Source organism: Lysinibacillus sp. fls2-241-R2A-57 (assembly GCF_030209535.1).
Taxonomy (GTDB): domain Bacteria; phylum Bacillota; class Bacilli; order Bacillales_A; family Planococcaceae; genus Lysinibacillus.
This window is the reverse complement of sequence record NZ_JARVRU010000091.1, coordinates 1-10,876: the sequence shown is the minus strand read 5'-3', so window position 1 is coordinate 10,876 and position 10,876 is coordinate 1. Positions and strand designations below refer to the sequence as shown.

Below are 10,876 nucleotides of genomic sequence, written 5' to 3'. Positions count from 1 at the left end.
AATTTTGTACATCCTTAAACGAGCGAAAATGTACATATTGGTGTTGACATTTATACATAAAAGAGGTTCCTTCATTACAACAAGAAAGACAACAAAATGCTAATACAGAAGAATTGGATGTTACTGTGAGTATCCCTCTAACACTCATATATCGACGTATCTTCACTTATTACGACTTATTTTTTTCCTGTGAGTCTTAAAAATTTTCAGGTAACAGGTGCTAACAATTATTTCCTTTAGAAAATAGTCATACAATTGCTTCTAACAGAATAGAAACCTATATAGAGAACATTTACGGAAAATAAAGTGGGGTGTGAAAGGATGCTTAAAGTAAATGATGCAAAAGAAATGGTACTCAGAATTGTGCAACATGACCCATTGTTTGTCGTTATACAAAATTCGCCGCCTCTAGAAGAAATACTTTATAATGACGACTATTTAGCGCATATTGAGGAATCAAATTATTATTCTACTTCAGATGTCGCTGGCTGGTTTGAAATAACTGATGCAAAGCTTCGTTATTACATTAAACCATTTGAACAGTATATTTTTGATTATGCTTCGATTAGCCCAAACACCAATATTCGTTTGAACCTTCCTGCCATTTTAAGACTTCGTATGTTATTACTGTTAAAGGATGAATACCGCGTCAAAGGTTTAAAACACATACTAGGTATTGATGACAATGGTCAGCTCATCAAGCATCAAATAATTGCAACAACTTTAGGTACTGATGATTTAACCAACAAAGTCGATGTTCTTGGCAACGTGCTACAGCAAATGATACAAACAGGACTCTTTAATATCTTTCCAAATGAAGATCATGGAGCATTGCAAGTAACCTTTAATCAAGATTTTCTTGCACAAAAGTTTCAATTGTTATCCTCCGAATCTACCCTTCAAGTTGAAAAAGTTCAAAAGGAAACAGCTGAACTTAAACAAGAAAACGAGAATCTACAAAGGCAAATTTCAGAGCTGCAAGAGGATAGCGTTAAGGATATTGTCCAAAAAATTCGTGAGCGTCATATTGAAAATGAAATTGTGTCGACATTGCGGACAGAAGCATTGCAGCAATTTTCTACGGAAAACAAGGTAGGATTCTTTACAAAAATTTTCCGCTCTTCTCAAATTGAAATGGAAAAAGAGCAATTTGTATTGAGTTTTATTTCGAAGCATTTAGAAGCACGTTTAGAAGTAGCATTGCATAATTACTATGGAAATTAAATTTCTGTTCTAAAGAAATCACCTAATTTTCTTCAAATCACCATTCTTTAAATACTTAAAAACATTTGACCTAGAGGACATTTGGTTCCAGTCAGAAGTTTTTCATGGGAAAATAATGAGCCTCCTCAGGGTAACATGATGTTGGTTACGAAGGCGTTGTCATAGGAAATGACGATTACTTTTAATCCTCCCTGAGGGGTTTCGATTGTCCTCCTTGCAACCGAATAACAATGTATTCGAAATTGTTTGCTTCATCTACAGGACTCTTCATCTCCTTCTGTATTTCTCCTTATTTGCGAAGAATAACGCGATTTTTTCCTTCCCTCTCCCCTATCTGTTATGACAAGGCACATCACCCTAAAATTCACTTGATAATTCCCTAATCCCTTTGAAAAAATATCCATCTCTTCGATTGACCACTTTGGTCAACTCGTATATAATCATGTTAAATATAAACTGAAAGGAGAAAAAAATTGTATCAAACATTCCTTAATTTAGAGGTTGAAAAACAACATAAAATTATCAACTCTGCACTCAAAGAATTTTCCATCCATAATTACGATACCGCTTCAACAAATAAGATCATTAAGGATGCCAAAATTTCAAAAGGTATTTTATATCACTATTTTGGTAGTAAAAAAAATTTATATCTATACTTATATGAATACGTTATAACAATTTTCATTGATGCAATCAATAGCCGCTTAGATTTAAAAGAACCTGACATATTTAAACGCTATGAACAAATCATGAAAATAAAATTGGAATTAATTAAGCAGTACCATACTTTTTTTGATTTCCTTAAAAAGACGTATATTGAAACAAGTTTAGAAGTAAGAAGTGAGCTCGATCAATATAATTTAACTTTACAAAATAGTTCCTATAACAGTGTGTTTGCAGGAATTGATTACGATTTGTTTCATAAAAATATAGATAGTAAAAAAGCGATCGATACCATTCGGTGGGTTACGGATGGAATAAGTGATCGATATGAAGAACGATTGAAGAGTAATGTAGATAACAGTGAAGCCTTTAACCAACTCTTAGAACAATGCATGGAGGAAGCAAACGATTATTTTCAATTTTTAAAGCAATTAGTATACAAAAACACAAAGAGGTGAATTGTATGACAATGATTGAAGTAAATAATTTAACTAAAAGGTTTGGGGATTTTTATAGTGTACAGAACGTAGACTTACAAATCGAAAAAGGTGAGGTATTCGGATTTTTAGGTCCCAATGGTGCAGGTAAATCTACAACAATCCGACACTTAATGGGCTTTTTACAGCCAACAGAAGGTCGTTGTTACATTAAAGGATTAGATTGTCGTCAATCTACGGCAGAAATCCAAAAATTTGTCGGTTATTTACCTGGCGAAATAGCGTTTATCGATAAAATGACGGGACAACAATTTATTAAATTTATTGCCCAAATGCGAGGGTTACATGATTTAACAAGAGCTAATGAACTTATACAATACTTTGAATTAAATGCCACAGGGCTTATAAAGAAAATGTCAAAAGGGATGAAGCAAAAAGTTGGCTTAGTTTGTACGTTTATGCATAATCCTGAGATCGTTATTTTAGATGAACCGACAAGCGGGTTAGACCCTCTTATGCAGACAAAATTTATTGAATTTATTTTAGCTGAAAAAGAAAAAGGGACGACGATATTTATGTCCTCTCATATGATTGAAGAAATTGAGAAAACCTGTGACCGTGTAGCCATTATTAATGCCGGAAAAATTGTTGCTACTGAAACAATTGCTGGCTTAAAAAAACAAAAATCCAAAAAGTTTTTAATAGAATTTCAAAGCAAACAAGAGTTATCTCGTTTCTTAGGAGAACAACTTAAAATTGAACAAATTGGGCCAACACAAGCAATTATAAAAGTTCAAGGTAATGTCCAAACATTGCTTCATACATTAGCCGACTATAAAATTAATGACATCGATATAATTTCTCAATCTCTCGAAGATATATTTATGCATTACTACGAAAGAGGAGGTACAGAATCATGAACTTTACTTTGCTAAAACATGAGGTACTAGCTACTGTTAAGCTTTTTAGTATCATACTCGCTGTATTAATGCTCTATATCATTAGTATTGTTTATATGTATAACCCTGAAATGAGCAATACCCTTAATAAGCTTACCGAAACAATGCCTGAATTGATGTCAGCATTCGGTATGACGAATATAGGTAATACGTTAATTGAATTTCTATCAACCTATTTGTATGGATTTTTATTGCTCATTCTGCCGTTAATTTTTATCATTATGTTAGCAAATAAACTAATTATGGGCTATATCGAAAATGGTTCAATGGCCTACCTGATTGCGACACCGAATACACGTTTTAAAATTGTTTTTACGCAAGCATTTTTTTTAGTTGCTAGTATCTTTATACTTCTCTCTATGACAACTTTGGTTGCAATCATATTTTCTGAGATTCTTTTTCCGAATAAATTGGATATAGCTGCTTTTTTGACATTAAATATCGGTCTTTTTTTCTTACACTTTGCTATTAGTGGCTACTGTTTTCTTATTTCGTGCAGTAGCAAGGATTTAAAAACTTCTTATGCGTATAGTACTGGTGTGCCCTTACTGTTTTACTTAATTCAGGCACTTGGCAATATGGGGGGCTCTTTAGAAAAGCTTCAGTACTTCACGATTTATTCGTTGTTTGACCCAGAAAAGTTAATGACTCAAGATAGCTCGTCCATTTGGATGCTTGGTGCATTATTTTTAATTGGCATGCTATGCTATATGCTGGCTATTCGTGTTTTTGTTAAAAGGGATTTGTATTTATAACCTAAAAAACTGCTTGCTTTCTCTGAGCAAGCAGTTTTTTAGATCTCTAGAAATATAGGAATACCTGCGAAACCTGTGTTAACATTCATGACTGCATAGACGTTAAATTACCAAGGAAACGCAATAAACGAAAATGAATGTTTGCCAATTCTTCCACACTTAATTCCTCATTTCCTCTGTCTAGCCACTCCTGAATAATCCCTAAAATTGCAGAAGCTAAAAAAGCCTGTAAATATTGTCGGAATTCTGGATCTTGCAATTCCTCTCCAATAACGGATAGTCTATCTAAAATTTGATTACTAAAGACTTCCTTCAACCTCTTGCTAAATCCGGGACTGCCCTGCTCCCCTAATATAACTCGAAAGGCTGTGGCATGCTCTTTAAAACATTTAATCACTTCGACAAATGGTGGATAAAACTGTCCTGTTTTTAACATTTGAAAGGCTTCTAGTGGTTGTACATTTTTAACATAGCTTTCTAGTTCACTTATTAGCTCTTGCTGCAAGTCCTCCATCACTTCAAACTTATCCTTATAATGTAAATAAAATGTTCCTCGATTGATGTTTGCAGTAGAAGCTAGATTTTTAACTGTTACTCGTTCAAAGCCTACCTCCTCTATTTGTATAATTAATGCATTTTTTATAGCCTGTTTTGTTTCAAAATTCATTATTTTATGGATAGACATATATAACCTCCGTTCTATTGACACTTTATACCAATTTGTTCATTGTAATTGCCTACATGCTAACTTAAAATTTTACTAGTATCAACACTGTGTTCAGTAAAGGAGAGAAAAATTAATGGAAGCTTTAGCAGTTTTCTTTTGTTTAGCAATTACCTTGCACAATATTGAAGAAGCAATTTGGCTACCTCAATGGTCAAAGCAAGGTTTAAAGTTTCAAAAAGCTGTGACACCAAATGAATTTCATTTCGCAATGTTAGTGATTACAGCTTTAGCATATTTATCGGCATTTTTCTTTATATTTTTCCCACAGTCTAATTTTGCGAAATGGCTTTTCGTTGGATTTTTAGGCGCGATGATTATCAATGCTGTTTTTCCGCATCTTTTAGCAACAATAATAATGAAAAAATATGCACCTGGACTTGTAACAGGATTGCTACTTAATATTCCAATTAACTGCTTCATTATTCAAAGGATGTTTGAGGCACATTTAATTGGATGGACAGAGCTATTATTTTCAACGATTATGGTAGGTCTAAGTTTGTTAGCGCTTATTCCATTTCTGTTTAAGTTAGGCAAGATGTTTACATTTAACTCGAAAACGTAATCAATGAACACTTTTTGTTATTCTGTTTATTGTAATTGCTTAATCACTGCCTTAAAATTTCAGGTATCAACACTATGTTCAGTAAAAGGAGAGATGGATAAATGGGAAACAACGCGATTTCGTTAAACTCTATTGAAAAAAAGTTTCATCATAAACAAGTAATTGCTCCGCTTTCCATAGAAATTCCAAAGGGACAGCTTATTGGTTTACTTGGTCCTTCTGGCTGCGGGAAAACAACGTTAATAAAAATGATTATGGGCATGATCAAGCCCGATAATGGTAGTATTCAAGTGTTAAATTATACAGTCCCTCATAAGCAATTATTGATGGATATCGGCTATATGGCTCAATCAGATGCACTGTATTTGGATTTAACCGGTGAGGAGAACCTTCATTTTTTTGCAAAGCTTTATCGATTATCGAAAAAAGAGCGTGCGGAACGTGTAAATTATGCTGCAAGTCTTGTTCATTTAACGGATGATTTAAATAGTAAGGTGATGAATTATTCTGGAGGTATGAAACGGAGATTATCCCTTGCAATTGCCCTTATCCAAAATCCAAAGTTGTTGATTTTAGATGAGCCAACTGTTGGTATTGATCCCGTATTGAAAAAGGAGATCTGGCAGGAGTTAATTCGTTTAAAAAACGATGAGCATAAAACCATTTTAGTAACGACACATGCAATGGATGAAGCAGAGCGCTGTGACCAGTTGGCTATGCTACGCAATGGCCGTATCATTGCACATGGAACACCACATGATTTGAAAGCTCATTATCAAGCAAAAGATTTTGATGAAGTGTTTTTAAAAGCTGGAGGTGAAGCACTATGAGAATCGGCGCAATTGTTACTAGAATTATTCAGCAAATGGTTCGCGATAAACGTACACTTGGCCTATTATTTTTTGCACCACTTCTTGTGCTTTCGTTAATGTATTTTGTTTTTAATAGTGATGAACATGAAATGACTTTAGTTGTTTCAAATGGTCCTGCACAGATAATTGAAAAACTTGAGGGTGCGGATTTCCATGTCATCGAAAACAATGATTTCACTAGTACCAGTTTAAAAGAAGAAAAATATGATGGCTGGTTAGCTTTCAATCAAACTCAATTGACGCTCACATTATTAAATGATGATCCGTCTACCGCCAAGGCTTTAAAGATGAAGCTTTCTCAGGTTTTGCAGCCAGAGCAATCTTCACAGATGAAGTTGATGACTGAATATGTATATGGCGATGAAAATACCGCTATTTTTGATATTTTTAGCCCGATGCTTATAGGCTTCTTTGTTTTCTTCTTCGTCTTTTTAATCACAGGTATAGCCTTGTTAAAAGAACGAACTTCAGGCACATTGGAACGTTTACTAGCTACGCCAATTAAACGTTCTGAAATTGTTGCCGGCTATATGATCGGTTATGGATTGTTTGCTTTTCTTCAAACGACTATTATTGTTCTATTCGGGATTTATGTGCTGGATATCGTGCACGTTGGCTCCATCTGGCTCGTTCTACTAATCAATATTGTCGTTGCACTTGTTTCATTATCTTTAGGAGCTCTCTTATCAAGCTTTGCTGCTTCAGAGTTTCAAATGATGCAATTTATACCGCTTGTCATTGTACCGCAAATTTTCTTTTCAGGTATTTTCCCGCTCGATAATATGGCAGAGTGGCTACAAAATGTAGGTCGAATCATGCCACTATATTATGCAGCTGACGCGTTGAATGGGGTCATGTATAAAGGATATTCCTTTAGTGACATTTTGCCGGACTTAGCAATTCTCGCTTCCTTCGCTCTTGTGTTTATTACATTAAATATTGTAAGTCTAAAAAAATATCGATCATTATAACTAAAAGGGTTCTGCTCAAAATTGGGTAGAACCTTTTTAGTATAATAATACGAAACTTCAACATAAAATTTTATCTGTGCGAAAGCGAAGCGTCAGCAACAAATGTTTTATCTGTGCGAAAGCGAAGCGACAGCAACAACGAAGCAGAGGAAGCGGCTCGACGCTCGCCCACTGGAAAGCGAGTAGCCTGGAACGGAAATCCCCCACGGCACGCTGGTAGGACACAAACACACAAAAATAGAAAATTACCCCAACTTTCTATTAGCAAAAGAACTAATATTCATCTATACTAATTTACAGTTACTGGTCTTGGTCATTGTACATCGTAAATAAGCATTACTAGAAATGAAAATGACTTACAATAAAAAGCCTAAAAATAAAGGTGTGTAAAGATGAATACGATTATGGAAATACAAAACATCTCTAAACAGTATAGAGGTAAGAAAATTTTAGAGAATGCTACATTTGCTATTTGCGCTAATCAAATTATAGCTCTTGTAGGAAAGAATGGGTCAGGTAAGAGTACCCTTCTAAAGATCATTGCAGAATTAGTCGATGCTGACAGTGGTTCCATTGTGAAACATCGACAGTCTTTAAAAATTGGATATGTGCCAGAAGTGACGCCTTCACATATTTTGTTTACACCTGAAGAATATCTTTATCATATGGGCAGTATTCGAGGTATGGCAAAAAAACAACTACAGCAAAGAATAAATGACTTACTGGAATTATTTCATTTAAAGGATGCGCGGAATATTCGGATTGATAATTTTTCCAAAGGTATGAAGCAAAAAGTTATGATTATGCAGGCAATGCTTGAAGATACAGATCTGCTAATATTAGATGAACCATTGTCAGGACTCGATCCTAAAGCACAAAGCGATTTAGAAGAAACCCTTTCTATTTTAAAGAACAAAGGGTTAAGTATCGTTTTAACATGTCATGAAACAAAATTACTTCAACATCTTGTTGATACCGTTCTTGTTATCCAACATAACAAAGTCATTCAAACTGATTCATTACATAAGGGTAATACATCTAAAAATAAATTAATTTTTGAGATTTCAAGCGAGGAATTATTGGATAACATACTACCTATGCTTGAAATTCAACAACAAAGTCTTTTAAACAATGGTTGTTATGAGATAATCACCGTTATTAAGGCAGAGGAAACAGACCGGGTATTATTAGAGCTACTACATAAAAAAGCCTCTATTAAACAATTAATCCCGATAAATGAAAAGGAGGAACAATTCTATACCCATTTTTAATGAGGAAGAATAGACGCCGACATGACTAGTTTATTACGTTATCAATTTATCAATTATTTAAGAACCTATAAATATGTTCCACCCTTTTCAATTTTCATTTTATGTCTTGTTATAAACTATACTTTTGTCCCAAATCCAATATTAGATAGCTATTCGTTTACAGCCATCATTCTCTTTTTTCTAATGGGATGGTTTACAATCACACTATTTCACGCGGAAGATGAAGAGCAAAAAGTAATTACCACACTTCATGCAAAAAGTCGAACACAGTATAAGTTAGGAATTTTTATGATTTGTGGACTGATTGGATTCAGTCTGAGCTGTGTATCAGTGATTTACCCTACTCTAATTGGTGCCTTTGGAGAAGAGCCAAGATTTATACATCAATTATTAGGATTCCTCTCTCATTTTAGTTTATCTGTACTAGCCATTGCACTTTCAGCAATTTTTACAAGAGAGCTCGTCAAAAACAAGCAAAATACTTGGTGGGGTGTACTTAGTATCTTAATTGTTTCTGTCGTTATCGCTACCTTAAAAGAGTCGATTCTTCAGATAAAGGGACTGATTTGGCTGCTTCCACCTGTCCACCTGTCATTGGAAATGATGAGTTCTGAAGATTCTATAAAAACAATACCGAACATCTTTTATTGGCGATTTGCTTGGATATTTATCTATGCAGGCTTAGTCATGACGTTGTTCTTCCTCCTATCGAATCGAAAAAGAAGATAAATTCCTAATGAAGAAGAATTCTATGGTTAAAAAACCAAGGTGCTAATTATAGAAGATGAAAGTGATATTGGTCATATCATTAAGGACTACTAAGCGTCAATCATTTCGATCCTCATATCATTAAAACGGTTATGAGGCAATCCTTTATAATGGCCCTATTTATGGAGACTTATTTATTTTATTAAAATATCTTTGCTCCAAAAATACCTTAAATTAAAGGATAATTCCAAAAAATTAAGAATATAAGTAATAAAAGTTAGAAAAAATTGGAGGGAGAAGACATGATTCATGACGTAGAGGAATATGTAAAATATTTAGATGGTGTTCATAAACGAACGATGCAATATATGAGGGCAATACCTGATGAACTTTTAGATTGGAGGCCCTCCGAAGATAAATTTTCTATAGGTGATTTATTGCGGCATATCGCATCATCTCGTTTAATGTTTCTTGGTATATTTGAATATGGCTCGTGGACTTACGCAGGACACGATACTAGTAAGGGTGCTTCTCTTGAGGATATTTCAAATTATTTAGAGTCATGTCAAATTGCATTAACAGAGGGTCTTTTAAAAATCGGTAACGATGTGTTGTCAAAAAAGGTTTTAACCCTTCATGGTCACGAAGTCAGTGCTTGGAGAATACTTATGTCAATTCCCGAACACGAAATCCATCACCGCGGACAAATCTCTGCATATTTACAAATGAACCAGATTGAGCCACCTCAAATTTTCGGTTTAAAGATTGAGCAAGTTAAAATATTATAATTTTACGAAAGAGCTTTGGAACCATCAATTTATCCAAAGCTTATTTTTGTCTTTACGCCCCGGCCGGGCTGCGTTAAATGATGATGACACTATATAATAGGAGTATTTCAAACTAGATTGGTTATGATGACATGGAAACTGTTCATATTCCTAACGATGCTGAACAAATTATTAGTACCTCTAGTAAAGGCAATCAATCGAAATGGCGTATCGGCAACACGTGGGTCAAACAAAATGCACGAGGTTATGAGGGGCAAGCAGAAGTATTAGCTTCCCTCATACTTGAATGCTCAACTCTTAATCGCTCTAAATATGTCGTCTATCAGCCATGTATCATTGAGTTGGCTGACGGTGAACAATTTGAAGGTTGCTATTCACTCGACTTTCGTGGTACAAAACAGGAAGGGACACTTGAGCCTTGTTTGAAGCAAATTTCAGCTCTACTGACCCTATCACAAATAATAAAACACTTTCTACTAAAGAAAAATTCGAGCAATTAATAACGCAGGTTGAACAGTATACAGGACTCGGTGTACATCATCAGACTGCACAGCTATTCGCTTTTGATGCCCTTATTCTAAATGAAGATCGGCATACAAATAACATTTTATTTTTATACGATCCAAAAGAAAAAACGTGGGAGCTAGCGCCTATTTTCGATAACGGGCTTAGCCTATTATCTGATGAAAAAAACTATCCACCTGGCAAACCTTTATCGATTTTAAAGAAAAGAGTGAAGGCAAAACCACTGAATTCATCTTTCACAAAACAACTTGCTCTTTATGAAGGACCACCCTTTATTGATAAGGAGAAATTAGTAGCGACAATCGAACAATCACCTTACGATTTTGGACGCGCTAAGGACGTATTACTTTCACAGTTGCCTGACTACTCCCACAGCTAAAGCAGCGGGGTTCTTATATACTTAAGAGAAGCGTT

The 10,876-nt window shown here is 34.6% G+C and carries 14 protein-coding genes; 13 read left to right on the top strand and 1 reads right to left on the bottom strand.

Going from position 1 to position 10,876, the window contains the following annotated elements; all coding sequences use genetic code 11:
- The first annotated feature begins 321 nt into the window (after positions 1 to 321).
- The 4 genes from QRN68_RS15640 to QRN68_RS15625 all read left to right on the top strand — a co-directional run bounded on the left by QRN68_RS15640 (position 322) and on the right by QRN68_RS15625 (position 4,038).
- A complete protein-coding gene (locus QRN68_RS15640; RefSeq protein WP_285397826.1) occupies positions 322 to 1,224 on the top strand; it encodes a hypothetical protein in 903 nt (300 codons plus the stop codon).
- A 473-nt stretch (positions 1,225 to 1,697) separates the two neighbouring features.
- Positions 1,698 to 2,345 carry a TetR/AcrR family transcriptional regulator gene (locus tag QRN68_RS15635; RefSeq protein WP_285397825.1) on the top strand — a complete coding sequence of 216 codons (648 nt, stop codon included), beginning with the start codon at positions 1,698 to 1,700 and terminating at the stop codon, positions 2,343 to 2,345.
- 11 nt (positions 2,346 to 2,356) lie between these two features.
- A complete protein-coding gene (locus QRN68_RS15630) occupies positions 2,357 to 3,244 on the top strand; it encodes an ABC transporter ATP-binding protein (protein WP_285397827.1) in 888 nt (295 codons plus the stop codon).
- Positions 3,241 to 4,038, top strand: coding sequence for an ABC transporter permease subunit (locus QRN68_RS15625; protein WP_285397824.1), 798 nt, complete (start codon positions 3,241 to 3,243; stop codon positions 4,036 to 4,038). Before QRN68_RS15630 ends, QRN68_RS15625 begins: the two co-directional genes overlap by 4 nt.
- 85 nt (positions 4,039 to 4,123) lie before the next feature.
- Here the strand turns inward: QRN68_RS15625 and QRN68_RS15620 are convergent, their stop codons facing one another.
- Positions 4,124 to 4,723, bottom strand: coding sequence for a TetR/AcrR family transcriptional regulator (locus QRN68_RS15620; RefSeq protein WP_285397823.1), 600 nt, complete (start codon positions 4,721 to 4,723; stop codon positions 4,124 to 4,126).
- A gap of 115 nt (positions 4,724 to 4,838) precedes the next feature.
- On the opposite strand from QRN68_RS15620, the gene QRN68_RS15615 reads away from it, so the two are divergent.
- From QRN68_RS15615 to QRN68_RS15575, 9 genes are all read left to right on the top strand, one after another.
- The gene (locus QRN68_RS15615) at positions 4,839 to 5,327 is read left to right on the top strand and encodes an HXXEE domain-containing protein (protein WP_285397822.1); all 489 of its coding nucleotides are present in this window, start codon (positions 4,839 to 4,841) and stop codon (positions 5,325 to 5,327) included.
- A 101-nt stretch (positions 5,328 to 5,428) separates the two neighbouring features.
- Positions 5,429 to 6,157 carry an ABC transporter ATP-binding protein gene (locus QRN68_RS15610; RefSeq protein ID WP_285397821.1) on the top strand — a complete coding sequence of 243 codons (729 nt, stop codon included), beginning with the start codon at positions 5,429 to 5,431 and terminating at the stop codon, positions 6,155 to 6,157.
- Complete coding sequence (locus QRN68_RS15605; protein ID WP_285397820.1) at positions 6,154 to 7,170, top strand: ABC transporter permease; 1,017 nt, start codon at positions 6,154 to 6,156, stop codon at positions 7,168 to 7,170. Before QRN68_RS15610 ends, QRN68_RS15605 begins: the two co-directional genes overlap by 4 nt.
- 113 nt (positions 7,171 to 7,283) lie before the next feature.
- Positions 7,284 to 7,463 (top strand): hypothetical protein, encoded by a 180-nt coding sequence (locus QRN68_RS15600; RefSeq protein WP_285397819.1) that lies wholly within the window; start codon positions 7,284 to 7,286, stop codon positions 7,461 to 7,463.
- 99 nt (positions 7,464 to 7,562) lie between these two features.
- Positions 7,563 to 8,441, top strand: a complete 879-nt coding sequence (locus QRN68_RS15595; RefSeq protein ID WP_285397818.1) for an ABC transporter ATP-binding protein — start codon at positions 7,563 to 7,565, stop codon at positions 8,439 to 8,441.
- Positions 8,442 to 8,462: 21 nt separating this feature from the next.
- Positions 8,463 to 9,170: an ABC transporter permease gene (locus QRN68_RS15590; protein WP_285397817.1), complete on the top strand. Its 708-nt coding sequence runs from the start codon at positions 8,463 to 8,465 to the stop codon at positions 9,168 to 9,170.
- A gap of 281 nt (positions 9,171 to 9,451) precedes the next feature.
- The gene (locus QRN68_RS15585) at positions 9,452 to 9,937 is read left to right on the top strand and encodes a DinB family protein (protein WP_285397816.1); all 486 of its coding nucleotides are present in this window, start codon (positions 9,452 to 9,454) and stop codon (positions 9,935 to 9,937) included.
- Between the two features lie 131 nt (positions 9,938 to 10,068).
- Positions 10,069 to 10,437: a hypothetical protein gene (locus QRN68_RS15580; protein ID WP_285397815.1), complete on the top strand. Its 369-nt coding sequence runs from the start codon at positions 10,069 to 10,071 to the stop codon at positions 10,435 to 10,437.
- A complete protein-coding gene (locus tag QRN68_RS15575) occupies positions 10,356 to 10,841 on the top strand; it encodes a hypothetical protein (RefSeq protein WP_285397814.1) in 486 nt (161 codons plus the stop codon). Before QRN68_RS15580 ends, QRN68_RS15575 begins: the two co-directional genes overlap by 82 nt.
- Positions 10,842 to 10,876: the final 35 nt, after the last annotated feature.

Bases quoted from the DNA above. Each gene is read 5' to 3' on its own strand.
- QRN68_RS15640 (WP_285397826.1), top strand. From the start codon at position 322: ATGCTTAAAGTAAATGATGCAAAAGAAATGGTACTCAGAATTGTGCAA.
- QRN68_RS15630 (WP_285397827.1), top strand. From the start codon at position 2,357: ATGATTGAAGTAAATAATTTAACTAAAAGGTTTGGGGATTTTTATAGT.
- QRN68_RS15625 (WP_285397824.1), top strand. From the start codon at position 3,241: ATGAACTTTACTTTGCTAAAACATGAGGTACTAGCTACTGTTAAGCTT.
- QRN68_RS15620 (WP_285397823.1), bottom strand. From the start codon at position 4,723: ATGTCTATCCATAAAATAATGAATTTTGAAACAAAACAGGCTATAAAA.
- QRN68_RS15615 (WP_285397822.1), top strand. From the start codon at position 4,839: ATGGAAGCTTTAGCAGTTTTCTTTTGTTTAGCAATTACCTTGCACAAT.
- QRN68_RS15610 (WP_285397821.1), top strand. From the start codon at position 5,429: ATGGGAAACAACGCGATTTCGTTAAACTCTATTGAAAAAAAGTTTCAT.
- QRN68_RS15605 (WP_285397820.1), top strand. From the start codon at position 6,154: ATGAGAATCGGCGCAATTGTTACTAGAATTATTCAGCAAATGGTTCGC.
- QRN68_RS15595 (WP_285397818.1), top strand. From the start codon at position 7,563: ATGAATACGATTATGGAAATACAAAACATCTCTAAACAGTATAGAGGT.
- QRN68_RS15590 (WP_285397817.1), top strand. From the start codon at position 8,463: ATGACTAGTTTATTACGTTATCAATTTATCAATTATTTAAGAACCTAT.
- QRN68_RS15585 (WP_285397816.1), top strand. From the start codon at position 9,452: ATGATTCATGACGTAGAGGAATATGTAAAATATTTAGATGGTGTTCAT.
- QRN68_RS15580 (WP_285397815.1), top strand. From the start codon at position 10,069: ATGGAAACTGTTCATATTCCTAACGATGCTGAACAAATTATTAGTACC.